This is a genomic window from Aureimonas mangrovi, from assembly GCF_014058705.1.
Taxonomy (GTDB): domain Bacteria; phylum Pseudomonadota; class Alphaproteobacteria; order Rhizobiales; family Rhizobiaceae; genus Aureimonas; species Aureimonas mangrovi.
This window is the reverse complement of the sequence record NZ_CP059692.1, coordinates 1240264-1266435: the sequence shown is the minus strand read 5'-3', so window position 1 is coordinate 1266435 and position 26172 is coordinate 1240264. Positions and strand designations below refer to the sequence as shown.

Sequence of the window (26172 nt, the reverse complement as noted above, 5' to 3'; positions counted from 1 at the left end):
CTCCGTTAACCGCGCTTGAAGTCGGGTTTGCGCTTTTCGACGAAGGCCGCCATGCCCTCGGACTGGTCGGGCAGCGCGAACATGGAGTGGAACAGGCGACGCTCGAAACGCAGCCCTTCCGCGAGCGGGATTTCCTCGGCGCGGTTCACCGCCTCCTTGGTCATCATGGCGGCGGTCTTGGACTTTTCGGCGATGAGCGCGGCCATCTTCATCGCCTCCTCGACGAGTTCGCCCTTCGGGAAGACCCGTGCCGCGAGCCCGGCGCGCTCGGCCTCTTCGGCGCCCATCATGCGGCCCGTCAGGCACAGTTCCATCGCCTTGGAGCGGCCGACGAGACGCGCGAGGCGCTGCGAACCGCCCATGCCGGGCATGACGCCGAGATTGATCTCCGGCTGGCCGAACTTCGCCCCCTCGCCGGCCAGCACGATGTCGCACATCATCGCGACCTCGCAACCACCACCGAGCGCGAAGCCATTCACCGCTGCGATCGTGGGCGTGCGAGTGGCGGCGAAACGCTCCCACAGGCCGAACCAGTCGTCCGCGTACATCTGCGCGTAGGTCCGCTCCTGCATCTCCTTGATGTCAGCGCCGGCGGCAAACGCCTTTTCCGAGCCCGTGACGACGATGCAGCCGACGCCGGGATCACGGTCGAAGCCGCCGGTCGCCTCGATCAGCTCGCCCGCAAGCTGCATGTTCAGCGCGTTCAGCGCCTGCGGCCGGTTCAGCCGGATAAGGGCGACGCGTCCGTCCCGCTCGGTCTCGATCGTCTCATAGCTCATCGCCGCTCTCCTCCCCTCAGCGCGCCGCCAGCATCATGGCGGCAGCCTTTTCCGCAATCATGATCGTCGGCGAGTTGGTATTGCCCGACGTGATCGTCGGCATGACGGAGGCATCCGCGACGCGCAAGCCCGAAAGGCCGCGCAGACGCAGCTGCGGATCCACCACCGACGCGGGATCCGCCCCCATGCGGCACGTGCCGACCGGGTGGAAGATCGTCGTGCCGATGTCTCCCGCCGCCTTCTCGAGTTCCGCCTGGGTCTGGAAGGAGGGACCGGGCTTGAACTCCTGCGGACGATACCGCGCGAGCGCCGGCTGTTCGACGATCTTGCGCGTGATGCGGATGGCATCGGCCGCCACACGCTTGTCCGCCTCGGCCGAGAGATAGTTGGGCTTGATCGTCGGCTGCGTACGGTGATCGGCGCTCGAAACGTGGATCGTGCCGCGGCTTTCCGGCCGCAGATTGCAGACGCTGGCGGTGAAGGCCGGGAACGGATGGACGTTCTCGCCGAACTTCTCGAGGCTCAGCGGCTGGACGTGATATTGCAGGTTCGCCGTCTCGAAGGACGGGTCGGAGCGGGTGAAGACGCCGAGCTGGCTGGGCGCCATCGACATCGGCCCGGAGCGCGTCAGCGCGTATTCCAGCCCGATCATCGCCTTGCCCAGCCAGGAGTTGGCGCGCTCGTTGAGCGTGCGGATGCCCGAGACCTTGTAGGCGCAGCGAAGCTGGAGGTGGTCCTGCAAATTCTCGCCCACCGCATCGCGCGCAAGCTTCACCTCAATCCCGGCCGCCTGGAGGATGTCGCCGTTGCCGATGCCGGAGAGCTCGAGGATCTGCGGCGAGCCGACGGCGCCCGCGCACAGGACGACCTCACGCCGGCAGCGCACCGTCGTCGCGCGCCCGTCGAGGTCGAATTCCACGCCGACGACGCGGCCCTCCTCGATCAGGAGGCGACGCACGTGTGAGCCGGTGCGGACGGCGAGGTTCGGCCGGTCACGCGCCGGCTTCAGGAAGGCCTTCACCGTGTTCCAGCGCACGCCGCGCCGCTGGTTCACCTTGAAGTAGGACGAGCCCTCGTTGTCGCCGCGGTTGAAGTCGTCGATGCGCGGGATGCCGTACTGTTCGGCCGCGTCGCGAAAGGCGTCGAGGATGTCCCAGTGCAGCCGGGCCGGCTCCACGCGCCATTCGCCGCCCTCCCCGTGCATTTCGTCCGCGCCGCCGTGCCAGTCCTCGCTCTTCCTGAACAGCGGCAGGACGTCGTCCCAACTCCAGCCCTCGCAGCCCATCTGGCGCCACAGATCGTAATCCCGCGCCTGCCCGCGCATGTAGATCATGCCGTTGATGGAGGAGCAGCCGCCCAGGATCTTGCCGCGCGGATAGCCGAGAACGCGCCCGTTGAGCCCCGCCTCGGCCTGCGTGGTGAAGCACCAGTCGGTGCGCGGGTTGCCTATGCAGTAGAGGTAGCCGACCGGGATGTGGACCCAGGCATAGTTGTCCTGCCCCCCGGCCTCGAGAAGCAGGACCGAGCGTCCCTTGTCGGCGGAGAGACGGTTGGCGAGGACGCAGCCCGCCGTTCCTCCGCCGATGACGACGTGATCGTACTCCAGAGACATCAGCGGCCGAACCGCGCGGCGATCCTGCGGCCGATGCCGGAGTGGTAGATCTCGCCGACGATGCCGCGCCGGAAGGTCAGGACGCAGACCATGAAGATCACGCCCGTGATCACCGTGACGGGGAAGGCCGAGGTGGCGAGGTAGTTCTGGAGCGTGACGACGAGCGTCGCGCCCACCAGCGGGCCGAGCAGCGTGCCGATGCCGCCGAGCAGCGTCATCAGGATCACCTCGCCCGACATCTGCCACGTCACGTCGGTGAGGGTGGCGAACTGGAAGACGAGCGCCTTGGTGCCGCCGGCAAGGCCCGCGAGCGCCGCCGACATGACGAAGGCGGCGAGTTTGTAGGAGCGCACCGAATAGCCGAGCGAGATCGCCCGGTTCTCGTTCTCGCGGATCGACTTCATGATCATGCCGAAGGGCGAGTGGACGATACGGTAGATCGCGAAGAGCCCGATCAGAAAGACCGCGAGCACGAAGTAGTACATCGCGTAGGCGTCGGAGAGATTGATGACGCCGAAGAGGCTGCCGCGCGGCACGCCCTGCAGCCCGTCCTCTCCGTGGGTGAACGGAGCCTGCAGGCAGAAGAAGAAGAACATCTGGGAAAGCGCCAGCGTCACCATGGCGAAGTAGATGCCCTGCCGGCGGATGGCGAGGAAGCCGATCACGAGGCCGAGGAGCGCGGCACCGGCAACGCCGACGAGGATGCCGAATTCCGGGTTCCAGCCCCAGACCTTCACCGCGTGGGCGGTGAAGTAGGCGGCTCCTCCGAAGAAGGCCGCGTGGCCGAAGGACAGGAGGCCGGTGTAGCCGAGGAGAAGATTGAAGGCGGCTGCGAACAGCGCGAAGCACAGGACCTTCATGACGAAGATCGGGTACAGGAAATACGGAGCTGCGAGCAGCCCCGCGAGCGCCAGCGCGAGAAGGATCAATCGCACCGGAGATTGCGCGCGGCGCCGCGATCCCGAAAGGGCGAGCGTGGTGTCGGCCATCAGGCGGCCCTCCCGAAAAGGCCGGCGGGGCGCACCAGAAGCACGATCGCCATGATGACGAAAATCACCGTGTTGGAGGCCTCCGGGTAGAAGACCTTCGTCAGCCCCTCGAAGAGGCCGAGGAGATAGCCTGTCACGATCGCGCCGCCGATCGAGCCCATCCCGCCGACGACGACGACCGCGAACACGATGATGATGATGTTGGAGCCCATCAGCGGCGACACCTGGTAGACCGGCGCGGCCAGGATACCGGCGAGCCCCGCCAGCGCCGCGCCAAGCCCGTAGGTGAAGGTGAGGAGCAGCGGCACGTTGATGCCGAAGGCGCGCACCAGCGTCGGGTTCTCGGTCGCCGCGCGCAGATACGAGCCGAGCCTGGTCTTCTCGATCAGGAGCCAGGTGGAAAGGCAGACCACCAGCGAGGCGACGACGATGAAGCCGCGATAGTTCGGCAGGAACATGAAGCCGAGATTGGTGCCGCCCTGCAGAAGCGCCGGCGGCGCGTAGGGCTGGCCGGAGGCGCCGAACCAGTAGCGGAACATGCCCTCGATCACGAGCGCCATGCCGAAGGTGAAGAGCAGCCCGTAGAGGTGGTCGAGATCGTAGAGCCGCGACAGCGCCACACGCTCGATGAGGGCACCGAAGAGGCCGACGATCAGCGGTGCTAGGATCAACGCCGGCCAGAAGCCGAGCCCGGAATAGGCGAGAAGCAGGTAGCCGACGAAGGCGCCCAGCATGTACTGCGCGCCGTGGGCGAAGTTGATGATGCGCAAAAGCCCGAAGATGATCGCGAGGCCGAGCGAGAGCATCGCGTAGAACGAGCCGTTGATCAGGCCGACGAGGAGCTGGCCGAGAAAAGCCTGAATCGGAATGCCGAAAACCATGGTCATGTGAGGCTCAGACTCCCAGGACTTGCGCGAGACGTTCCTGCCGGGTCGGCAGTTCGGCGGTGGCGAAGCTCTCGACCACGGCGCCGTGGTCCATCAGGTAGAAGCGGTCGGCGACCTTGGCGGCGAAGCGGAAGTTCTGCTCGACGAGGAGGACGGTCATGCCGCGCGCCTTCAGCGCCTGGAGAACCTCGCCGATCCGCTGCACGATGACGGGGGCCAGCCCCTCCGTCGGCTCGTCCAGAAGCATCAGCCGCACGCCCGAGCGCAGGATGCGGGCGATGGCCAGCATCTGCTGCTCGCCGCCGGAAAGCTGCATGCCGCCCGAATTCCGGCGCTCTTTCAGGTTGGGGAAGAGTTCGTAGATCTCGTCCACGCTCATCCCGCCCTTGGCGACGACCGGCGGCAGAAAGAGGTTCTCCTCGACCGAGAGCGTCCCGAAGATGCCGCGCTCCTCCGGCACAAAACCGATCCCGTGTCTAGCGGTCTTGTGCAGCGGCACCCGCAGCATGTCGCGCCCGTCGAAGCGGACCGTTCCCGTGCGCTTGGGCAGAATGCCCATGATGGCGCGCAGCGTCGTCGTCTTGCCGACGCCGTTGCGGCCGACAAGCGTCACCGTCTCGCCGCGGCCGATGTCGAGATCGACACCATGCAGCGCGTGGCTCTCGCCGTACCAGGCGTTCAAGCCGCGGACGTGAAGCAAGGGCTCGCCTGCATAGGCCTCGTCGCGCGCGCGTTCCAGGATCGGTGCCTCAGACATGATCCGTCCCCATATATGCGGTGCGAACGCGCTCGTCGGTGGACACGGCATGGTAGTCACCGGCCGCCAGAATCTCGCCGCGCTGGAGCACGGTCACGCGGTCGCAGATGTCGGCGACGACCTTCAGATTGTGCTCGACCATCAGGACGGCGCGCTCGCGCGCGACGTCGCGGATGATGCCGGCGACCTTGCCGACGTCCTCGCCGCCCATTCCAGCCATCGGCTCGTCGAGGAGCAGCACCTTCGGGTCGAGCGCGAGCGTCGTTGCGATCTCCAGCACGCGCTTGCGCCCGTAGGAAAGGTCCGCCGCGGGCCGGTCCCGGTCGTCGGCAAGACCCACGCGCTCGATCAGGGTCATCGCCCCCTCGTCCAGCCGGGCGAGCGCCGAGAGAGGACGCCAGAACTGGCGTGCCAGTCCGTTCGGTCGCTGCAGCGCCACGCGCACGTTCTCCAGCACCGTGAGGTTCGGGAAGGTCGCCGAGATCTGAAAGGAGCGAACCAGCCCCTTGCGCGCCACGGCGCCCGGCGAGAGGCGCGTGATGTCCTCCCCAAGAAGCGTGATCTCTCCGGCCGTCGGCTGAATGAACTTGGTCAGGAGGTTGAAGACCGTCGTCTTGCCGGCCCCATTCGGCCCGATCAGCGCGTGGACCTCGGCCTGCCGCACGTCGAGATCGACGTCCTTCACGGCCGTGAAGCCGCCGAAATCCTTGCGCAGCCGCCGGCAGGACAGAACGACCGGCTTGCCGGCCGCCGATGTGGGCGGAAGCGACGCATCGCGCCGCTCCGTCTGTGTTTCCTCGATCACCGACATCGGGCTCACCAGCCCGACATGTCGCAGCCGCTGTCCTCGACGGAGAGATAGGCTTCGCTGCCGGGGATTGTCGCCTGCACCTTGTAATAGTCCCAGGGCTGCGTGCTCTCCGCGGGCGTCTTCACCTCCATCAGGTAGACATCGGAGACGAGACGGCCGTTCGCCTGCACGCTCGCGCCGCGTGCGAAGACGTCGTCGACCGGCATTTCGTGGAGCTTGGCCGCCACGGCGTCGCTGTCGTCGGTGCCGGCCGCGTCCACGGCCTTCAGATACTGGAGAACGGCAGAGTAGGTGCCGGCCTGGACCATGTTCGGCATGCGCTGCGTGCGCTCGAAGAAGCGCTGCGAGAACTCGCGGCTCTCGTCGTCGCGATCCCAGTAGAAGCTCTCCGTCAGGCTGAGCCCTTGCGCGGCGTCGAGGCCGAGGCCGTGGACTTCCGCCAGTGTGAAGAGGAGAGCGGCGAGGCGCTGGCCGCCCGCGACGATGCCGAACTCGGCCGCTTGCTTCACCGAATTGGAGGTATCGAGGCCCGCGTTGGCGAGGCCGATGACCTTGGCGCCGGAGGCTTGCGCCTGAAGGAGGAAAGACGAGTAGTCGGTCGTCGACAAGGGGTGGCGCACCGAACCGAGCACCTGCCCGCCGTGATCTGTCACGAATCTCGTCGTCTGCGCCTCCAGCGAATAGCCGAAGGCGTAGTCCGCCGTCAGGAAGAACCAGGTGTCTCCGCCCTGCGAGACGAGCGCGCCGCCGGTGCCCGTGGCCAGCATGTGCGTATCGTAGGCCCAGTGGAAGCCGTAGGGGCTGCATTGCGGGCCGGTCAGGTCTGTGGTCGCCGCGCCGGTGTTGATGGTGATCTTCCTGCGTTCGCGGGAAAGCCCCTGCACCGCGAGCCCCACCGAGGAGGTCGTGAGCTCCATGATCGTGTCCACCTGCTCGGTGTCGTACCATTGGAGCGCGATGTTGGAGGCGACGTCCGGCTTGTTCTGGTGATCGGCCGTGATCACCTCGACAGGCGCTCCGGCGGCCTCGCCACCGAAATCCTCGACGGCCATGCGCGCGGCCTCGTAGGACCAGCGCCCGCCGAAATCGGCATAGACGCCCGACTGGTCGTTCAGGATGCCGATCTTGACGACGTCGCCGGAGACCTGCGCGGCGGCCGGCAGGGCCGTCGCGGCCAGAAGGGCGGCGGTGATGATGAGGCGAGACTTCATGCGCTTCCTCCCGTTGAACATCACGGGAAGGGCATCACGCGGCGCGCGACGCGGCAGGCATGCGCGGAAAGAGCCGGCCGGCCGGCACCGCGGCATGCAGCTTTCCTCCCCACTCGCGGCCCATGAACCGTCATGTGTCGCGCACTTCGCGGCGGGCGTTCCTCCCTGCCCTGATGCCGCAGGGTGAACGCTAGCACCGCGCCGGGCCGGGTTGAAGCGTCTTTTGCAGAGGCGACGTCACGCTGTGTCTTTGAGGTGAGAAGCGGCTCGCGGAGGGTTGACGTTATGTTGATCGGAAGTTGCGCCGTGTACCCGAACCGATCGCAAAGTCCTGCGGCGCCGTCATTTTGCCGGAAAGCTTGGCGAAGACTGCGAGCGATCGAACGGCTCCCCGCGCTGCACGGTCCGACGTGGTAAACGAAGCGTTTACGACCTCGTCATATCGTCGCAATCCTCGCAGATGTCCTGATCCGATACGGAGTAGACCATGCCTGGACCGAAGTCCGTCTCGCTCTTCCTCAAGACCGCGCTGGTCGCCGCGGCCCTGACGACCGCTGGAGCCGCCCCGGCGGCCGCGGACGCGGGCTTCCGCCAGTGGATCGCCAATTTTGAATCGACGGCCGCGCAGAACGGCGTGCGGCGCGAGACATACCGGGCCGTCTTCCAGGGTGTCACCGAACCCGACCACGACGTCATCGAGCGGGCGCGCTTCCAGCCCGAATTCCGTGACAATGTCTGGGACTATCTCGACAACCGCGTGAACGACGAGAGTGTCGCCGAGGGGCGGCGGATGCTGCGCGAGTGGGGCCCCTGGCTCCAGCGCATCGAGCAGCGCTTCGGCGTCGACCGCCACATCCTACTCGCCATCTGGTCGATGGAATCCAATTACGGCCGGGCGCTCGAGAACACCGAGCGGCTGAAGAACGTGCCGCAGGCACTGGCCACCCTCGCCTATCTCGACCAGCGCCGCGCCCGCTTCGCGCGCCAGCAGCTCATCGCCGCGCTGAAGATCGTGCAGGATGGCCATGTCTCGCCGCAGGGGCTCACCGGCTCCTGGGCGGGCGCGATGGGGCACACGCAGTTCATTCCGACCAGCTATCAGGCCTGGAAGGTGGACATGGACGGCAACGGGCGCGCCGACATCTGGAACTCGATCCCCGATGCGCTCGGAACCGCGGCCAATCTCCTGAAGGACAATGGCTGGCGGCCTGGCCGCACCTGGGGTTACGAAGTGCAGGCGCCGCGCGGCGTGAATCTTGCCAGCCTCGACCGTGCCAACAAGACGATCGGCGAGTGGGAGCGTCTCGGCTTCCGGCGCGTGGCCGGCCGTTCCTTCTCGGACCGCAACGAGAATGCCAATCTGGTGATGCTCGGTGGGCCTAACGGGCCGCTCTTCCTGATGACGCGGAACTTCTTCGTCATCAAGAACTACAACAACGCCGACACCTACGCGCTCGCCGTCGGCCACCTCGCCGACCGGATCGCCGGCGGCGGCGAGTTCGTCCAGTCCTGGCCTCGCGGCTACACGCCGCTATCTATGCAGGAGCGCTACGAGCTGCAGCAGCGCCTCACGCAGCGCGGCTTGTACGACGGGAAGATCGACGGCAAGATCGGCTCCGGCTCGCGCGGTGCGATCACAGCCTATCAGCGCAGCGCGGGCGTCGAGGCCGACGGCAACGCGTCCAAGGCGCTTCTCGAGCTGCTGCGGCGCCACTGACCGAGGATGCAATGGCGGAACGAAAGACGACGAGGCGCCCTGCGCGCATCCTGATCCTTTCCCTTCCGCTCGCGGCGGTGGCGACCCTCTCGGCCGCCATGCCGGCCGAAGCGCAGGAGCGCCCGCGCAACGTCATCGAGATGATCTTCGGCCCGCCCATCCAGCGGGCCGCGCCGCCGCCCCAACCGCAGGTGCAACAGAGGCGCCAGCGCGCACAGCAGCCGCGTCGGCAACGGCAGGCGCAGCCGCGCCGCCAGCAACGCTCCTCCTCCCGCGCGGCAAGCGCCGCCCCGGCCACCCCTGCGGTCGAACCTGTCGAGAAGGCGGACAACGCGCGCGACGTCCTCGTCGTCGGCGACTTCATGGCCGCCTCGCTGGCACGCGGGCTGACCGAGGCCACCGCCGCGAACCGCGACGTCCGCATCGTCGGCAAGGCCAACGGCTCGTCGGGCCTGGTGCGCGACGACTACTACGACTGGATCGACAACCTACCGAAGCTGATTGACGAGACGGATGCCGAACTCGTCGTCGTAATGCTGGGCTCCAACGATCGTCAGGCCCTGCGCGTCGACGGCTCTTCCGAGACCGTGCGCTCCGACGCGTGGACCGAAGAGTACACGCGCCGTACGCGCGCCCTCGCCGACATCGTGGGGGATCGCGACCTTCCGCTCGTCTGGATCGGCATGCCGGCCTTCCAGTCGAGCCGGATGACCGCCGACATGGTCTTCCTGAACGACCTTTACAAACGGGCCGCGTCCTCAGTCGATGGGGAGTTCGTGGACATCTGGGGCGGCTTCGTGGACGCGAACGGCGCCTTCACGACATCCGGCCCGGATACCGAAGGCCAGCCGGCGCGGCTGCGCAATTCCGACGGCATCACCCTGACGCCGGCCGGCACCGCCAAGCTCGCCTACTATGCTGAAAAGCCGATCATGCGCGCACTGGGTCTGAGCGTAGACGATCTACTCGTCAGCCTGGCCCCGCAGCAGCTTCCCGAGGGCGACCTGCCGGCCGTTGCCGCCGTACCGCCGGCCAACCGCACGAGTGCGCCGCCCGTCGCCTTCAACGACCCGGCGATCGACGGGGGCGACGCACTTCTGGGCGGCGCGCCGACGGCGGCCGCCGACAACGCCGAGCGGTCCGCCCGAGAAAACCTCGTCGTTGCAGGAAATCCGCCGGAGAGCCGGCCGGGCCGAGCCGACAGCTTCAACTGGAGCGGACGCAGCGGAGCTGTCTCACCGGTCACGCAGGAAAACGCGATCGTCTCGCGCGGGTCGCTCAGTCTCGAGGAACTACGCTCTGGCGTTATGCCCCGGCAGCCGGCGCCCGAGGAGAACGGGGCGTCCGAGGCGGCCGCCCCCTGAGGCTAGGTCAGCGCGGCAATGTCGTCGCGCCCATCAGATCAAGATCGATGGCGCGCGCGGCCTGACGCCCCTCGCGGATCGCCCAGACGACGAGAGACTGGCCACGCCGCACGTCCCCGGCCGCGAAGAGCCTGTCGATCGAAGTGCGGTAGCCCTTGTCGTCGGCCTTCACCGAGACATTCCCGCGCCGGTCGCGCGTCGTCTCCAGCGCCTCGCCGGCGTCAGCCAGCAAGCCGTCCTCTATCGGGCCCGAAAAGCCGATCGCGATGAAGGCGAGGTCGGCGCGGATGATGAACTCCGTACCGGCGATCGGCTGGCGCTTCTCGTCCACCTCGGCGCATTTCACACCCGTCAGCTGCCCGTCCTCGCCGACGAAGGCGAGCGTCGCGATCTGGAACTCGCGCACGGCACCTTCCGCCTGGCTGGAGGACGTGCGCATCTTGGTCGCCCAATAGGGCCAGACCTCGAGCTTGTTCTCAACCTTCGGCGGCTGCGGGCGGATGTCGAGTTGCGTCACCTTTACCGCCCCCTGGCGGAAGGCCGTGCCGACGCAGTCGGACGCGGTGTCGCCGCCGCCGACGACCACGACATGCTTGCCGGCGGCGAAGATCTCCGGCGCCGCCCAGGCAACGCTCTCGATGTTCTCACGCCCGATTCGCCGGTTCTGCTGGACGAGATAGGGCATGGCATCATGGATGCCGGACAGGCCGTCGCGCGGGATGCCGGCCTCACGTGGGCGCTCCGCGCCGCCGCAGTAAAGAACGGCGTCGTATTCCTGGATCAACTCGGCCAGGGGCTTGTCGACGCCGACATTCACTCCGCAACGGAAGGTAACGCCCTCCCCTTGCATCTGCTCGACGCGCCGGTCAATCCAGTGCTTCTCCATCTTGAAGTCGGGGATTCCATAGCGCAGGAGGCCACCGGGCTTCGACTCGCGCTCGAACACCTCGACCGAATGGCCAGCGCGACCGAGTTGCTGCGCCGCGGCCATCCCGGCCGGGCCCGAGCCGATGACGGCCACGCGCTTGCCGGTCTGAATGCTGGCCGGCTGCGGCTTCACGAGCCCGAGCTTGTAGGCCTTGTCGGCGATCGCCTGCTCGACCGTCTTGATGGCGACGGGCATGTCCTCAAGGTTCAGCGTGCAGGCTTCCTCGCAAGGCGCGGGGCAGATACGTCCGGTGAATTCGGGGAAGTTGTTGGTCGAGTGGAGGTTGCGGATCGCACCTTCCCAGTCGCCGCCATAGACGAGGTCGTTCCAGTCCGGGATCTGGTTGTGAACGGGACAGCCCGTCGGCCCGTGGCAGTACGGGATGCCGCAATCCATGCAGCGCGCCGCCTGCTTGCCGACCTCTTCGTCGGACATCGGCAAGGTGAACTCGCGGAAATGGCGGATCCGGTCGGAGGCCGGCTGATACTTCGCCGTCTGCCGATCGATCTCGAGAAACCCTGTGACCTTGCCCATCTTCGCTCCGTCATTCTCCCGGTCGCCGGTGGCGCCGCCTCACTCAGGCGCGCGGCCGGCGCCGCTCGTCGCGGCCTTGCCATCGACTTCGTTTCAGATCGGCCCGGCGTGCGCAACGCCAAAGCTTGAACAGCAGCCTCGTCGGGCCGGGCGGCACCGGCTATGGCGCCGCCATCAGTCTCTGCGGCGCGACTACTCCGCCGCGACCCCGAAGCGCATGCGCTCCATCTCCTGCAGCGCACGGCGGTATTCCACCGGCATCACCTTCACGAATTTCGGGCGATGATGCTCCCAGTCGTCCAGCATCCGCCGGGCGAGCGTGGAGCCCGTGTATTCGTGGTGGTCCGAGATGAGCTGGCGCAGGCGCTCGTCGTCCTGGCCGGTCATGTTCGAGGTCACGTCGACGCGGCCCTTGTGCTGAACGTCGCCACCGGAGTGGTAGCGCTTCTCCAGAAGTTCGTCCTCCTCGGGAACCGGCTCCAGCTCCACCATCGCCATGTTGCAGCGCTCGGCGAAGTCGCCCGCCTCGTCATAGACATACGCGACGCCGCCCGACATGCCGGCCGCGAAGTTGCGGCCCGTCTGGCCGAGGATTACGACGACACCGCCCGTCATGTACTCGCAGCCATGGTCGCCCACACCCTCGACAACGGCGATCGCGCCCGAGTTGCGCACGGCGAAGCGCTCGCCCGCCACGCCCCGGAAATAGCACTCACCGGAGATCGCGCCGTAAAGGACGGTGTTGCCGACGATGATCGACTCCTCCGGCACCACGCGCGTCTCCTCGCGCGGCCGCACGACGATGCGTCCGCCCGACAGGCCCTTGCCGACATAGTCGTTGCCGTCACCGACGAGATCGAAGGTGACGCCGCGCGTCAGGAACGCGCCGAAGCTCTGGCCGGCGGTGCCGGTCAGCTTCACCGAGATCGTATCGTCGGCGAGGCCCTTCAGGCCGAAGCGCTTGGCGACCTCTCCCGAGAGCATCGCCCCGGCCGAGCGGTCGACATTGGTGATCGCCGTCTCGATCGAAACCGCCTGGCGCGCGGTCAGTGCCGCTTCGGCCTGCGCGATGAGCTTGCGATCGAGGACGTCCTCGATCGGATGTTCCTGGCGCTTGGTCCAGAGGATCTCGTTCTCCGGAGCCTCGGGCTTGAAGAACATCTTCGAGAAGTCGAGCCCCTTTGCCTTCCAGTGCTCGACGAGCGGCCGCTTGTCGAGCCGCTCGGAGCGACCCGTCAGCTCCGCCACCGTGCGCACGCCCATCGCCGCCATCAGCTCGCGCACCTCTTCCGCCACGTAGAAGAAGAAGTTCACGACATGCTCGGGCGTGCCCTTGAAGCGCTTGCGCAGGACGGGGTCCTGCGTCGCCACGCCCACCGGACAGGTGTTGAGATGGCACTTGCGCATCATGATGCAGCCGGCCGCGATCAGCGGGCCCGTGGAGAAGCCGAACTCGTCGGCGCCCAGAAGCGCGCCGATGATGACGTCCCGTCCCGTGCGCAAACCGCCGTCGACCTGCAGCGCGATGCGCGAGCGCAGCCCGTTCATCACGAGCGTCTGCTGCGTCTCGGCAAGGCCCATCTCCCACGGCGAGCCCGCGTGCTTGATCGAGGTGAGCGGCGAAGCGCCCGTGCCACCGTCATAGCCCGACACGATGACGTGGTCGGCGCGCGCCTTCGCGACGCCCGCCGCCACCGTGCCGACGCCGACCTCGGAGACGAGCTTGACCGAGATGTCGGCCGCCGGGTTGACGTTCTTCAGGTCGTAGATGAGCTGCGCCAGATCCTCGATCGAGTAGATGTCGTGGTGCGGCGGCGGCGAGATCAGGCCGACGCCCGGCGTCGAGTGCCGTGTCTTGGCGATGGTCGCGTCCACCTTATGGCCCGGCAACTGACCGCCCTCGCCTGGCTTGGCGCCCTGCGCCACCTTGATCTGCAGCATGTCCGCGTTGACGAGATAATCCGTCGTCACGCCGAAGCGGCCGGACGCGATCTGCTTGATCGCCGAGCGCTCCGGGTTAGGTGAACCGTCCGGCAGCGGCTGGTAGCGATCCGGCTCCTCGCCGCCCTCGCCCGTGTTCGACTTGCCACCGATGCGGTTCATCGCGACGGCGAGCGTCGAATGCGCCTCTCGGCTGATCGAGCCGAAGGACATGGCGCCCGTCGCGAAGCGCTTGACGATCTCCTTGGCCGGCTCGACCTCGTCCAGCGGCACGGGACGAAGCCCCATCTCCTCGGCCATCTTGATGCGGAAGAGCCCGCGGATGGCCGAGCTCTCCACCGCGCTCTGGTTCACCAGCGCGGCATACTCCTTGTACTTGTCGTAGCTCTCCAGGCGCACCGCGTGCTGGAGCGTGGCGACGGCGTCCGGCGACCAGATATGCGCCTCGCCGCGGATGCGGTAGGCATACTCGCCGCCGATCTCCAGCGCGCGGGCCAGCACCGGATCGTCGGAGAAGGCGAGCGCGTGACGCTCGGCGCTCTCACGCGCGATCTCCTCCAGCCCGACGCCCTCAATCGTGGTCGAGGTGCCGAAGAAGAAGCGGTCGACGAACTCCTGCTGCAGGCCGATGGCGTCGAAAATCTGCGCGCCGCAATAGGACTGATAGGTCGAGATGCCCATCTTGGACATGACCTTGAGAAGCCCCTTGCCGACCGACTTGATATAGCGCGTGACGAGCTCGTTCTGGTCAACCTCCGGCGGAAAGTCGCCGCGCGCGTGCATGGCCAGAAGCGTATCGAAGGCCAGATACGGGTTGATGGCCTCCGCGCCGTAGCCGGCCAGGCACGCGAAGTGATGCACCTCGCGCGGCTCACCCGATTCCACCACGAGACCGACCGCGGTGCGCATCCCCTTGCGGATCAGGTGATGATGGACGGCCGCGACCGCGAGCAGCGCCGGGATCGGGATGCGGTCCGGGCCCACCTGACGATCCGACAGCACGATGATGTTGTAGCCGCCGACGACAGCCGCCTCTGCGCGCTCGCAAAGACGGTCGATGGCGCCGGCCATGCCCGCCGCCCCCTGCTCGGATGGGTAGGTCGTGTCGATCGTGCGCGTGTCGAAGCGGTCTTCGGTGTGGCCGATCGTGCGAATCTTCTCCAGATCGCCGTTGGTCAGGATCGGCTGGCGAACCTCCAGCCGCTTGCGGCGCGAGGTGCCCTCCAGATCGAAGATGTTCGGCCGTGGCCCGATGAAGGACACGAGGCTCATCACGAGCTCTTCGCGGATCGGGTCGATAGGCGGGTTCGTGACCTGCGCGAAGTTCTGCTTGAAATAGGTGTAAAGGAGCTTCGACTTCTCGCTCATCGCGGAGATAGGCGTGTCCGTGCCCATCGAGCCGATGGCTTCCTGGCCGGTCGTCGCCATCGGCATCATCAGGAGGCGCGTGTCCTCCTGGCTGTAGCCGAAGGCCTGCTGACGATCGAGCAGCGAGACGTCCGAGCGCGAGGCGCGAGGCGCCACCGGCTTGAGGTTTTCGAGGATGAGCTGGGTGGAGCGCAACCAGTCCCGGTAGGGGTTGGCCCCCGCGATCTCGGTCTTGACCTCCTCGTCGGAGACGATGCGACCCTTTTCAAGGTCGATCAGCAGCATGCGGCCCGGCTGGAGCCGCCACTTCTTGACGATGCGGTCTTCGGCGACCTCCAGCGTGCCCGCCTCGGAAGCGAGGATCACGAGGTCGTCGCTCGTCACGACGTAGCGCGCCGGCCGCAGTCCGTTGCGGTCGAGCGTCGCGCCGATCTGCCGCCCGTCGGTGAAGGCGACGGCCGCAGGCCCGTCCCAGGGCTCCATGAGCGCAGCGTGGTACTCGTAAAAGGCGCGGCGCTCCTCGCTCATCTGCTTGTTGCCGGCCCAGGCTTCCGGGATCAGCATCATCATCGCGTGGGCCAGCGGGTAGCCGCCCTGCGTCAGGAACTCGAGCGCGTTGTCGAAGCAGGCCGTGTCAGACTGCCCTTCGTAGGAGATCGGCCAGAGCTTGCCGATGTCATTGCCGAAAAGCTCGGAATCGACGCTCGCCTGCCGCGCAGCCATCCAGTTGACGTTGCCGCGCAGCGTGTTGATCTCGCCGTTGTGCGCGACCATGCGGTACGGGTGGGCCAGCCGCCAGGAGGGGAAGGTGTTCGTCGAGAAGCGCTGGTGGACGAGCGCAAGCGCCGAGGTAAAGCGCTCGTCGGTCAGGTCCTTGTAGTAGGCGCCCACCTGATAGGCGAGGAACATGCCCTTGTAGACGATCGTGCGCGCCGACAGCGAGACGACGTAGAAATCCGTGTCGACCGACTGCGCCTGTGCGTAGACCCGGTTCGAGACGACCTTGCGGATGATGTAGAGCTTGCGCTCGAACTGGTCCTCGTCGGCGCAGGAGGCCGGACGGGTGATGAAGACCTGCCGATGGACGGGCTCGGTCGCCGCGATCTCCGGGGCCTTGGACAGGGATGCGTTGTCGACCGGCACCTCGCGCCAGCCGAGGACCTGGCAGCCCTCTTCGGCCGCCGCCTCCTCGAAGAGCGCCTTGAAATGGAGCCGGCGCTCCTCGTCCTGCGGCATGAAGACGAAGCCGACGCCGTACTGGCCGGGCTCCGGCAGTTCGACGTCCTGCTTGGCCATCTCCTCGACGAAGAGCGCGTGCGGAATCTGGACGAGCATGCCCGCGCCGTCGCCCATCAGCGGATCGGCGCCGACGGCGCCGCGATGGGTGAGGTTCTCCAGAATCTTCAGGCCGTTGGCTACGATCTGGTGGGACTTTTGGTTCTTCATGTGCGCGATGAAGCCGACGCCGCAGGCATCGTGCTCGTTGCGCGGATCGTAGAGGCCGACGCGGCCCGGATTGGTGCGGGCTTTGGCGGACGCAATGGTGTCGGCGGCCGTCACGGCAGCGTCCAGATCCTGAGGCGTCTTCGTCATCGCGTCGCGTCTCCATTCAGGCGTCGTCGGCTGCCTCCCGAACCGGAAGGGCCGCCGTCGACCACAATTCTCGCTGATCGGGCTGCGCATTTTCGCGCAGCCTCTCCCGTATCGCTGCCGTCCCCTCGGCAGCGCGCGCGGCCTGTTCTCCCCGCCATCGAACCTCCAGGCAAGGAAAAATTACGGCAGCAATACTGACCTATCGGGCGTTCTATGCCAGAGTTTCGCCGCTTTCACAAGCGGCCTCGGCGCGCTGCTGCTTTACCCCGTCGTCAAGAGTGTATAGTGGCCCGCGCATGATCTTTGCATCCGACAACTGGTCCGGCGCCCACCCCGCCATTTCCGCGTCCCTTGCAGCAAATGCCGAAGGCATGGCGGACGCCTATGGCGCAAGCCGCCTCGACAAGGCGGTGGAAGCACGCTTCAACGAGATCTTCGAGCGCGAGGTCGCGGTGTTCTTCGTCGGCACCGGCACGGCGGCGAACTCGCTCTCCTTCGCCGCGGTGAACCGTCCCGGCGGCGTCGTCCTGTGCCACCGCGAGGCGCATGTGATCGAGGACGAGTGCGGCGCGCCGGAATTCTTCACCCACGGCGCGCGCATGGCGCCGGTGGACGGCGCCAACGGGCTGATCGACCCTTACCACCTCAAGCGCGAGCTCGCCCGCTTCCGGCCGGACTTCATCCATGCCGGACAGCCGATGGCGATCTCGATATCGCAGCCGAGCGAGGCGGGTACGCTCTATGCCCTGTCCGAGATCGAGACGATCGGCCGCATCGCGCACGAGAACGACCTCTCGCTCCACATGGATGGCGCGCGGTTCGCCAATGCGCTGGCCGCGTCCAATGCGACGCCGGCCGAGATGACGTGGAAGCTCGGCGTCGACATCCTGTCTTTCGGTGCCACCAAGAACGGCTGCTGGTGCGCCGAGGCCGTGGTCTTCTTCGATCCGGAGAAGGCGCGCCAGTTCCCCTACATCCGCAAGCGGGGCGCCCAGCTCTTCTCCAAGACGCGCTTCGTGGCCGCCCAGTTCATGGCCTATCTGGAAGACGGCCTGTGGCTGAACCTCGCTGCAAACGCCAACACGATGGCCGACCGGCTTCGCGACGGCATCCGGTCGTCCACCCATGCCCGCGAAGCCTGGGCGACGCGCACGAACGAGGTCTTCGCGATCCTCGAGAAGCCCGTCGCAGAGCGCCTGCGTTCACAGGGCGCCGTCTTCTACGACTGGAACCCGCCGCACTCTTCGCATTCGATGGTGGAGGCCGACGAGCAGCTCGTGCGCCTCGTAACGAGCTGGTCGACGAGCGAGAAGGATGTCGACGATTTCGCCAAGGCCATCGCCTGACGGGAACCGGGACCGCTCCACGAAGGTTCTCCCGCAGGAGAAACCTTGAGGAGGCTTCCATGACGAAAGATGCGTTCGCACAGGGCAAACTCGCCTTCGAGCACAATCATCCGATGTCCTCGTGCGAGTATCCCGTCGGCTCCAGCCTGCGCGCCGAATGGATGGCCGGCTGGACCGAGGCTAGCAATGCCAAGCCGAACCGTGCGGGTCAGACAAGCGAGCCGCAGGCCCAGCGCGCCTGACAGCCCGCACCGTATGCCCGAACACGTGGCCCGCGGCGCTGCCTTCTGGCGGCGGCGCGGGTTCTGACGTCTCTTTCTCACGGATACAGGATGACGCCCTTGAAAGCTGTGACGCCCCTCGCCCTCGCTTCGCTGCTTCTGCTCGCGGCCTGCGGTGACGATACCGCCAACGAAGCGCGGTCGACCCCGGAGACGCCGCCCGCTGCGACGGCGCCGACTGCGAACGAGAACGAGGTCCAGCGCGAAGGCCGCGAGGCGCTCGACGCTCTGGGAGACGCGGGTAGAGCCACCGGCGAGGCAGCTAGTGCTGCCGTAAGAGACCTTCAGGAGCGTGCCGGCCCGGCGATGGAGCGGGCACGCGAGGAGGGCGCGCAGGCGCTCGATTCGGCCCGCGAAGGCCTTAACAATCTGACCCGGAGTGCAGCCTGTCAGACGGCGCGCGCGGCCGACGACACAGAGGGCATCGCCGCCAACTGTTGATCTGGTCACGAGACATCCGGATACGGAAAAAGGCCGGCCCCCTCGGGCCGGCCTTCTCATTTCTCGCTTTGCCTCAGATCAGGCAGCGTTGGTCTCGATCGCCTTGGCGTTGTTGTTGCCGGCGACCGCAATGTCGATCCGGCGCGGTTTCATCGCCTCGGGAATGATCCGCACGAGATCGACGTGCAGGAGGCCGTGCTTCAGGCTCGCGCCCTTGACCTCGACATGCTCGGCCAGCTGGAAGCGGCGCTCAAAGGCACGCTTGGCGATGCCGCGATGGAGGAATTCACGGTCCTCGCCTTCGGTCTCGGCCTTCTCACCCTTCACGCTGAGCGTGTTCTCGCGCGATTCGATCGAGAGCTCGCTCTCATCGAAGCCGGCAACCGCCATGGTGATGCGATAGGCGTTCTCGCCGGTGCGCTCGATGTTGTAGGGCGGATAGGTCTGCGAGTTGTCCACGTTCCCGACATTGTCGAGCATCGAGAAGAGCCGGTCGAAGCCGACGGTGGAACGGTAGAGGGGGGCAAAATCGATATGGCGCATGTGACTGTCCTCGGTTGAGCAACGTTTGCGATTTGCGACGATGAAAGCCCCGAAACGGCAGCTTCCGTGGTCGTCGGCGGACCCTTTCGGCGGCCGCGAAAGGGAGATGGGTTCGGCCGTGAAACCGTTCAAGAGCCTCTCCGCTTCACTCGCGACGCGTACGTGAACCCCGTATGAACGCCTCCTTCCGGCTGCGTTCAGCCGCCCGGTGTCAAACCTTCACCCGAGCTGAGGATGGAGGTGAAAACGATGAGGGCGCTGATCACCGCACTGGCACTGACGCTCTCCGTGGCCGCGCCCGGCGCTGCCCTCGCGGACGCTCCTGCCGCTGGCAAGGTCGACGTCGTGCGCGACGGCACCGGCCCCAGTTTCCTGGGGGGCGCACAGCGTCTTGGAGGCACAATCGCGGAACGTGAAATCGTGCGCCGCGTCCTGAAGGACGGATTCGCGCAGATCGACGACATACACTTGCGTCGGGGACGCTACGTCGTCGAGGCGGTCCGCCCGAACGGAGCCGTCTTCCGTCTGGCCTACGATGCGCGCAGCGGCCGCGAGGTCTCGCGTGAGCGCATGGGCTGGGCCCGCAGCAACGATCGCCGGGACTACGGCCGCCCTCGGCCACACGGCGTGGAGTTTCGCCTCGACCTGAGTTGAGGCGCACCGAACGCGGTCGCAGCGTCCCGTCCCTTCCGCTGTGGCCGTCGGAGGCCGGGGATCTCGAAGGGGGTCCTCGGCTTCTCCTTCCAGAGCCTGGCACGATGCGCGGGAGCGTTCGTCGCCAGGCTCTTTTTTTGTCCCATGCCGAGCGGCCCGAGACCATCGGCATCTGGCGAGGCCTCGGCTTTGGCGCTAACACGGACGACGATGTTGACCGCCGACAGCTCCCCTTCGCCGCAGGACGCTCCCGAATTCGCGGACGTGGCGGGCAACCCCAGGCCCGAGCGCCTCGAAGGCGGCTGGTTCGGCCTGCGTGGCGGCAAGCGCTTGCGCTATGCCATCGTCGAGCCCGAACGCGCCTCGCGCGGCACCGTGCTTCTCCTCCAGGGGCGCAACGAGGCGATCGAGAAATATTTCGAGACGATCTCGGATCTGACGGCGCGCGGCTTCACGGTCGCCATCTTCGACTGGCGCGGCCAAGGCGGCTCGGACCGCATGGTGCGCAACCGCTCCAAAGGCCATATCGACAGCGTGCGGACCTATGTCCGTGATCTGGAGGCCTTCACGAAGGACGTCGTCCTTCCACGCTGCCCCGCGCCGCGCGTGATCCTCGCCCATTCGCTGGGCGGCCTCGTCGCGCTGCGCGCCACCCCGCGCCTGGCCGGACAGTACGAGCGCATGGTGCTCAGTGCGCCGCTCGTCGCCCTGCGCCCGCCGATGTCCCATCTTTACCCGCTGACGCAGTTCATGCGCTGGATCGGCCTCGGCCGCGTGCCGCTGCGGCGCGTCGAGCGCAGCGGCGCAAGGGCCTCGCTCGCCCGCAATCCTCTGACAAGCGACCGAGCACGTTTCGAACGCAATCGGGCGATCGTCGAATCCGCACCCGAACTCTTCGTCACTAGCCTGACGGCGGGCTGGCTCGCCGCCTGCATGAAGGCCGCGCGGCGGCTGGACGATTCGGATGCGATCGCCAAGCTGCATACGCCGACCCTGTTCGTGACGGCAGGCGAGGACCGCGTGGTGGATTCGCGCGCGGCTTCGCGTCTTGCCTGGCGGATGCGCTCGGGCCATGCGATCGATCTGCCCGGCGCGCGCCACGAACTCCTGCAGGAGGCCGACGAGCATCGCGAACTCTTCCTCGCCGCCTTCGAGGCCTTCGTCGGCTCGCTGATGCCCGAGCCCGCGGAGGTACTCGGCCCACCGCCGGAGGCGCTTGCGGAAGCACTGGAGGCGGCTGTGCCGGCCCGGCAGAGCGAGCCCTCCGAAGCGCCGATGGCCACCTCGATCAGCCGTTGAACACCCGTAACGCACGCTCGTGCAGCTCGGGAGTTGCGGCGGCGAGAACGCTGCCGCCCTCTTCCGCGCGCCCACCGTCCCAGGTCGTGATCACGCCGCCGGCTTTCTCAATCATCGGGATCAGGGCCACGATGTCGTAGGGCTGCAGTCCGGTCTCGACGCACAAATCGACCTGCCCGGCGGCCAGCAGGGCAAAGGCGTAGCAGTCCGCGCCGTAGCGCGTCAGACGGACGGCGGAAGAGAGTGCCGAAAAGCGGTCGGCCAGATCGCCGCCCATGAGTTCCGGCGCGGTGGTGAAGAGGATGGCCTCGTCGAGATCTTGCGTGTCGCGCGTCGTCATCGGGCGCCGCCCGCCCGGCCCGTCGCAATAGGCCCCGCTCGCATCGGCCCAGAATCGCTCGCCGATATAGGGCTGGCTCATGATGCCGGCGCGCGCATGCCCATCGACCGTGAAGCCGATCAGCGTGCCCCACAGCGGGATCCCGCTGATGAAGGAGCGCGTGCCGTCGATCGGGTCGATCACCCAACGCAGCCGCCCCTCGCCCCGCGCGCCGTATTCCTCGCCGAGAATCGCGTGGTCGGGATAGCGTGCCTGGATGCGCTCGATGACCGCGCGCTCGGCGGCGCGGTCCGCCTCCGTCACAGGATCGAACGCGCCTTTGATCTTGTTGTCGACATCGGTCCCGGTGCGAAAGCGCGGCAGCGTCTGCGCCGCTGCAGCATCGCAAAGGGCGAACAGGAACTCGGCATCGGGCTCTTCGGTCATCTTCGTCCTTTAGATCGGCTTGCGGATTATTCGGCGGCCGCGGGACGACCCATCTCCGCCTCGATCTCGGCTCCGAAGAGAGCCACGAAATCGCGCAGGCTCGCCTGCACCATATCGAAGCCGCGATGCGGCACGAGGCGCTCTTCGTCGGCGTAGAGACCGCGGTTGAGCTCGATCTGGATGGCATGGACGCCGCGATGCGGGCGCCCGTAGCGCTCTGTGATGAAGCCGCCGGCGTAGGGCTTGTTGCGTACGACGTTCCAACCGAGGACCGAAAGGCGCGCCGCCGCCATCGCCACGAAGCGCCCCGCCGCGCTGGTGCCGAAACGGTCGCCGACGATCACGTCAGGGCGCCGCCCGCCGGGCACGGCGCGCACGGTGGAGGGCATCGAGTGGCAGTCGATCAGAAGTGCGAAGCCGAAGGCGGCCTGCGTGCGCTCCACAAGCGCGGAGAGCGTGCGATGGAACGGGTGATAGATCGTCTCGATCCGGCTGAGCGCTTCCGTCCTGTCGAGCGGCGCGGCGTAGATCTCCTGCTTCTCCGCCACAATGCGCGGGATGGTCCCGAGCCCGCCCGCTACGCGCACGGAGGCGCTGTTCGCATAAGGCGGCAGCGGGCCATCGAACATCTGCGGGTCGAGTTCGTAGGGCTCGCGGTTGACGTCGAGATAGGCGCGTGGGAACCGGGCCACGATCATCGGCGCGCCGAGCGCAGGCACGAATTCGAACAGGCGGTCGACGAAGAGATCCTCGGAACGGCGGACGGATGCATCGTCGAGGCAGGTTTGCGACAGGAAGCTCGCGGGATAGGCGCGTCCGCTGTGCGGCGAACAGAAGACCAGCGGGCTCGTCTGGCGCATCGGCTCCAGCACCTCGAAGGCGGGGCAAGGACCTGCCGCCGTCACGATCGTCGGTGGAGTGGTTCCCAACTCTCTGCCCATGCCCATTGTCACGATACTGGACTTAAAACGGGCGGAGCGTGGATGGAAGCGTGCCGTAGCGTCAAGTCACGTCAAAGCGCGGTGCGGGCGCCGATATGCCGCGCTTTTGATCGCGAGGGAACCAGCAGACCGAAAGGGGAACATTCTCTTCGATCGGCTTACATCTATCTGTTAAGAGCGCATCAGCGACTATAAAATGAACGGATGCGGGCGAGCGGCCCGCTTCAGCGCGAGAGTGGATGGCGATGTCCAAGATCCTTTTGGCCGAAGACGACAACGATATGCGCCGTTTCCTGGCCAAGGCGCTGGAAAAGGCCGGATACGAGGTCATTTCGTACGATAACGGCTCAAGCGCCTACGAGCGGCTGCGCGAGGAACCCTTCTCGCTCCTTCTCACCGACATCGTGATGCCGGAGATGGACGGCATCGAACTGGCTCGCAGGGCCACCGAGCTCGACCCGGATCTGAAGGTGATGTTCATCACCGGTTTTGCAGCCGTGGCCCTGAACCCCGATTCGAAGGCACCGAAGGACGCCAAGATCCTGTCGAAGCCCTTCCACCTGCGCGAGCTCGTCGACGAGGTCGGCAAGATGCTCCAGGACGCGGCCTGAGGGCGGTTTTTACGGCCCGGCGATCGATCGCTTCGATTGACGCCCGAGCCGCTTGACCGGCAGCGACTCGTGTGGTCTATGCCGCTCGTCGAATGGGCGTGTAGCTCAGCGGGAGAGCACTACGTTGACATCGTAGGGGTCACAGGTTCAATCCCTGTCACGCCCACCATTCGATCTTCTGATATGATTGGCAGACCCGCTTCGGCGGGTTTTCGGTTTCCAGGAACCGACACGCTGCTGAAGCGCTCGGCTTTCGGCGTCGGCGTTCAAACGCCGAGGTCGGGGACGCAGGCGTCGATAGCCTCCCTTCCCGGCGACAGTCCCTCGCCAACTCTCCAGCCCTAGGCTCGGGTCGCGGCGTGGGTCGAGGGCTTCGTGACGCGGAACGAAAGCCGGATTGCCGGCCTTGCGAGATCAGGCTGCGGAAAAGCGCAGCGATGTCCCCCATGGGTCTTGGGCGACGAAGCCCCGTTCGCTCGCCGCCGCGCCCAGCCGTGGCGCGATCGAGGCCAGCAGCTCGGGCGTCGCGACGAGGCCGACTTCTGCTAGGCCCGTGCGCCCCGCCGTCCGCGGTCCCGCCCCACGGCTGTTCCAGACATTGGTGCCGATGTGATGATGGTAGCGGCCCGCGCCGAGGAACGTGGCGCCCGGGTAGTGCGTGGTCACCTCGAAGCCGACGAGCCCGGCGTAGAAGCGCTCGGCCGCGTCGAGATCGCCGACCTGTAGATGCACATGGCCGACGATGGTGCCATCCGGCAGGCCGGCGAAGGGCCGCCCGGTCTCCTCCCGAGCAAGGCCCGGCAGGTCGAGACGGCGCGTCGCCATCTCGACGAAACCCTTCTCGTCCCAACCCCAGCTTTCGCTCGGTCGATCCCAGTAGATCTCGATGCCGTTGCCTTCCGGGTCGTCGAGATAGAGCGCCTCGCTGACGAGATGGTCGGAAGCGCCCTGGATGCGCACCCCGGTATCGGCCGCATGGCGCACCCAGTCCGCAAGGTCGCTGCGGCGCGGTAGCAGGAAGGCCGTATGGAAAAGGCCGGCCTCCCTGCGATCGGCGAGCACCGCCGCCGGATCGTGACGAAGATCGAGGAGGACGCGCTCTCCCGCGCCGAGTTGATGGCGATCGGCCGACAGCTCGATCGGACGCAGCCCGGCCACCTCTTGATAGAAGCGGCTGACACGATCGAGATCGCGGACCGTCAAGGCGACGGCCCCGATGCGCAGGGGTGCGCCCGCTGAGGTGATGTTGGAAGGGGACGTCCCGGCGCGCGCGCCGGCGAGGCCTGCGGCCTGGGTGGCGATCGTGGTCATGAAGGTACGCCTCGTCTGCAGTAGAAAAACCGAAAGGATCAGGCGCGACCGGTCGAGGTCGGACGCAGGGCCATCACACCGTCTCCGAGAAGGGCGATGCTGACAAGACCGGCGATCCAGACCGCCAGGAATTCCCAGCCGCCGTTCGGGTTGTTGAAGAAGAAGCCCGCCGCGCCGTGGACCGTGACGATGGCGCCGACGAGGATCGGGATGAGAGCAACGGCCACGATACGCGCGTAGATGCCGAGGATCAGCGCCAGACCGCCGAGGACCTCGGTCGCGATGACCAGGTAGGCGAGCGGGCCCGGCAGGCCGAGGCTGGCGAAGAACTGCGCCGTACCGGCCGGCGTGAAGACGAAGATCTTCAGACCGGCGTGCGCGAGGAAGAGGATACCGAGAACAACGCGAAGCAGTGTGACGGCGTAGGGGGCGGTGCGAAGGTCGAGCATGTTCATGGTCCGGTCACGTTGACAGAACCCTCATCTGGTCTCTTTCCCGGGCTTTGATAATACCGATTTTAAGATTAGTATTTCACACTTCTGGTTGGAGATGGAAATGCTGGATCGGTTGACCGGATTGCAGGTTTTCGCGCGCGCCGCCGCGCTCGGCAGTCTGTCGGCGGCGGCGCGTGCGATGGGCATGTCGCAGACCATGGCGACCAAACATGTGAACGCGCTGGAAGAACGCCTCGGCGTGCACCTTCTGCACCGCACGACGCGCCGCACGAGCCTGACGGAAGCAGGCCGGCGCTATCTCGACAGTGCCGAGCGCATCCTCGCCGACCTCGCCGAAGCGGACGCGATGGCTGCCGCCGAGCAGTTGGAGGTCAACGGCATTCTGCGGATCAACGCGCCGGTCTCCTTCGGCGCGCGTGTGCTGTCACCGCTGTTGCCGGCCTTCGCCGCACGCCATCCGGGCCTGCGGGTGGAACTCGGCGTGAACGATCGCCTCGTCGATCTCGTCGAGGAAGGCTGGGATGTCGCCATTCGCATCGGCCCGCTGCGCGACGAGGCGCTGGTGGCCCGCAGGCTGGCGCCGTGTCGCCTCGCGCTCGCGGCAGCTCCCGCCTACCTGGAAACGCACGGGACACCGCGCACGGTCGAAGAGCTATCCTCCCACAACTGCCTCGCCTACACGCTCTCGCGCACTCTCGGCCCCGATCACTGGCGCTTCGGCAAGACGGGCGCGGTGCGCGTGGCGATTTCGGGAAACCTCCAGGCGAGCAATGGCGACACGCTCGTCGCGGCCGCGCTCGGCGGCCAGGGCATCGTCTACGAGCCGACCTTCATCCTCGGTGACGATCTGCGTTCCGGCGCGCTCGTCGCGATCGAGCTCGACCACCCGCCGATCGAGCTCGACGGCGTCTTCGCCATCTATCCGGGCCATCGCAGGCCGCCGGCGAAGGTTCGGGCCTTCGTCGACCACCTCGTCGAGCGCCTGAGGCCCGCGCCCCCGTGGGACCGGGGCCTCAGGGTAGCGAACTGAACC

Annotated in this window: 23 protein-coding genes and 1 tRNA gene; 10 read left to right on the top strand and 14 right to left on the bottom strand. The window is 66.9% G+C overall.

The window, feature by feature from the left end:
• Nucleotides 1-5: 5 nt before the first annotated feature.
• The 7 genes from H1343_RS05860 to H1343_RS05830 are packed head-to-tail and all read right to left on the bottom strand — an operon-like array spanning nt 6 to nt 7046.
• On the bottom strand, nt 6-779 hold the full coding sequence (locus H1343_RS05860) for an enoyl-CoA hydratase (protein ID WP_185984975.1): 774 nt from the start codon (nt 777-779) through the stop codon (nt 6-8).
• A gap of 16 nt (nt 780-795) precedes the next feature.
• Nucleotides 796-2391 (bottom strand): GMC family oxidoreductase, encoded by a 1596-nt coding sequence (locus H1343_RS05855; RefSeq protein WP_185984974.1) that lies wholly within the window; start codon nt 2389-2391, stop codon nt 796-798.
• Nucleotides 2391-3380: a branched-chain amino acid ABC transporter permease gene (locus tag H1343_RS05850; protein WP_185984973.1), complete on the bottom strand. Its 990-nt coding sequence runs from the start codon at nt 3378-3380 to the stop codon at nt 2391-2393. Before H1343_RS05850 ends, H1343_RS05855 begins: the two co-directional genes overlap by 1 nt.
• A complete protein-coding gene (locus H1343_RS05845; protein ID WP_185984972.1) occupies nt 3380-4267 on the bottom strand; it encodes a branched-chain amino acid ABC transporter permease in 888 nt (295 codons plus the stop codon). Before H1343_RS05845 ends, H1343_RS05850 begins: the two co-directional genes overlap by 1 nt.
• 7 nt (nt 4268-4274) lie before the next feature.
• Complete coding sequence (locus H1343_RS05840) at nt 4275-5024, bottom strand: ABC transporter ATP-binding protein (RefSeq protein WP_185984971.1); 750 nt, start codon at nt 5022-5024, stop codon at nt 4275-4277.
• Complete coding sequence (locus tag H1343_RS05835) at nt 5017-5835, bottom strand: ABC transporter ATP-binding protein (RefSeq protein WP_185984970.1); 819 nt, start codon at nt 5833-5835, stop codon at nt 5017-5019. The genes H1343_RS05840 and H1343_RS05835 overlap by 8 nt, the downstream gene beginning before the upstream one ends.
• Nucleotides 5836-5840: 5 nt before the next feature.
• Nucleotides 5841-7046: an ABC transporter substrate-binding protein gene (locus H1343_RS05830; protein WP_185984969.1), complete on the bottom strand. Its 1206-nt coding sequence runs from the start codon at nt 7044-7046 to the stop codon at nt 5841-5843.
• A gap of 487 nt (nt 7047-7533) precedes the next feature.
• On the opposite strand from H1343_RS05830, the gene H1343_RS05825 reads away from it, so the two are divergent.
• On the top strand, nt 7534-8763 hold the full coding sequence (locus H1343_RS05825; RefSeq protein ID WP_185984968.1) for a lytic murein transglycosylase: 1230 nt from the start codon (nt 7534-7536) through the stop codon (nt 8761-8763).
• An 11-nt stretch (nt 8764-8774) separates the two neighbouring features.
• Entirely contained in the window at nt 8775-10127 is a 1353-nt protein-coding gene (locus H1343_RS05820; RefSeq protein WP_185984967.1) for an SGNH/GDSL hydrolase family protein, read from the top strand.
• A gap of 7 nt (nt 10128-10134) precedes the next feature.
• On the opposite strand, the gene H1343_RS05815 is transcribed toward H1343_RS05820, so the two are convergent.
• Together H1343_RS05815 and gltB are read right to left on the bottom strand one after the other, a co-directional pair.
• Complete coding sequence (locus H1343_RS05815) at nt 10135-11589, bottom strand: glutamate synthase subunit beta (RefSeq protein ID WP_185984966.1); 1455 nt, start codon at nt 11587-11589, stop codon at nt 10135-10137.
• A 192-nt stretch (nt 11590-11781) separates the two neighbouring features.
• A complete protein-coding gene (gltB, locus tag H1343_RS05810) occupies nt 11782-16491 on the bottom strand; it encodes a glutamate synthase large subunit (RefSeq protein WP_185984965.1) in 4710 nt (1569 codons plus the stop codon).
• 296 nt (nt 16492-16787) lie between these two features.
• On the opposite strand from gltB, the gene H1343_RS05805 reads away from it, so the two are divergent.
• The 3 genes from H1343_RS05805 to H1343_RS05795 all read left to right on the top strand — a co-directional run bounded on the left by H1343_RS05805 (nt 16788) and on the right by H1343_RS05795 (nt 18559).
• Entirely contained in the window at nt 16788-17837 is a 1050-nt protein-coding gene (locus H1343_RS05805; protein ID WP_185984964.1) for a threonine aldolase family protein, read from the top strand.
• A 59-nt stretch (nt 17838-17896) separates the two neighbouring features.
• Nucleotides 17897-18079 carry an Rmf/CrpP family protein gene (locus H1343_RS05800; RefSeq protein WP_185984963.1) on the top strand — a complete coding sequence of 61 codons (183 nt, stop codon included), beginning with the start codon at nt 17897-17899 and terminating at the stop codon, nt 18077-18079.
• Nucleotides 18080-18169: 90 nt separating this feature from the next.
• Nucleotides 18170-18559, top strand: coding sequence for a hypothetical protein (locus tag H1343_RS05795; protein WP_185984962.1), 390 nt, complete (start codon nt 18170-18172; stop codon nt 18557-18559).
• A gap of 78 nt (nt 18560-18637) precedes the next feature.
• Here the strand turns inward: H1343_RS05795 and H1343_RS05790 are convergent, their stop codons facing one another.
• Entirely contained in the window at nt 18638-19102 is a 465-nt protein-coding gene (locus H1343_RS05790) for an Hsp20 family protein (RefSeq protein ID WP_185984961.1), read from the bottom strand.
• Between the two features lie 249 nt (nt 19103-19351).
• Here H1343_RS05790 and H1343_RS05785 point away from each other — a divergent pair, with 249 nt between their 5' ends.
• Together H1343_RS05785 and H1343_RS05780 are read left to right on the top strand one after the other, a co-directional pair.
• On the top strand, nt 19352-19756 hold the full coding sequence (locus H1343_RS05785) for a hypothetical protein (protein WP_185984960.1): 405 nt from the start codon (nt 19352-19354) through the stop codon (nt 19754-19756).
• Nucleotides 19757-19966: 210 nt separating this feature from the next.
• Nucleotides 19967-21055 carry an alpha/beta fold hydrolase gene (locus H1343_RS05780; RefSeq protein WP_210270086.1) on the top strand — a complete coding sequence of 363 codons (1089 nt, stop codon included), beginning with the start codon at nt 19967-19969 and terminating at the stop codon, nt 21053-21055.
• Here H1343_RS05780 and hisN read toward each other — a convergent pair.
• Nucleotides 21045-21821 carry a histidinol-phosphatase gene (gene hisN / locus H1343_RS05775; protein WP_185984958.1) on the bottom strand — a complete coding sequence of 259 codons (777 nt, stop codon included), beginning with the start codon at nt 21819-21821 and terminating at the stop codon, nt 21045-21047. The genes H1343_RS05780 and hisN overlap by 11 nt on opposite strands.
• A 26-nt stretch (nt 21822-21847) precedes the next feature.
• Nucleotides 21848-22768 (bottom strand): N-formylglutamate amidohydrolase, encoded by a 921-nt coding sequence (locus H1343_RS05770; protein WP_185984957.1) that lies wholly within the window; start codon nt 22766-22768, stop codon nt 21848-21850.
• A 239-nt stretch (nt 22769-23007) separates the two neighbouring features.
• On the opposite strand from H1343_RS05770, the gene cpdR reads away from it, so the two are divergent.
• Together cpdR and H1343_RS05760 are read left to right on the top strand one after the other, a co-directional pair.
• Nucleotides 23008-23373 (top strand): cell cycle two-component system response regulator CpdR, encoded by a 366-nt coding sequence (gene cpdR, locus H1343_RS05765; RefSeq protein ID WP_185984956.1) that lies wholly within the window; start codon nt 23008-23010, stop codon nt 23371-23373.
• Between the two features lie 94 nt (nt 23374-23467).
• A tRNA-Val gene (locus tag H1343_RS05760) sits at nt 23468-23542 on the top strand.
• A 245-nt stretch (nt 23543-23787) separates the two neighbouring features.
• On the opposite strand, the gene H1343_RS05755 is transcribed toward H1343_RS05760, so the two are convergent.
• Complete coding sequence (locus H1343_RS05755) at nt 23788-24684, bottom strand: VOC family protein (RefSeq protein WP_185984955.1); 897 nt, start codon at nt 24682-24684, stop codon at nt 23788-23790.
• A 38-nt stretch (nt 24685-24722) separates the two neighbouring features.
• Entirely contained in the window at nt 24723-25133 is a 411-nt protein-coding gene (locus tag H1343_RS05750) for a DoxX family protein (RefSeq protein WP_185985511.1), read from the bottom strand.
• Nucleotides 25134-25239: 106 nt separating this feature from the next.
• Here H1343_RS05750 and H1343_RS05745 point away from each other — a divergent pair, with 106 nt between their 5' ends.
• Nucleotides 25240-26169, top strand: coding sequence for a LysR family transcriptional regulator (locus H1343_RS05745; protein WP_185984954.1), 930 nt, complete (start codon nt 25240-25242; stop codon nt 26167-26169).
• Nucleotides 26170-26172 lie beyond the last annotated feature (3 nt).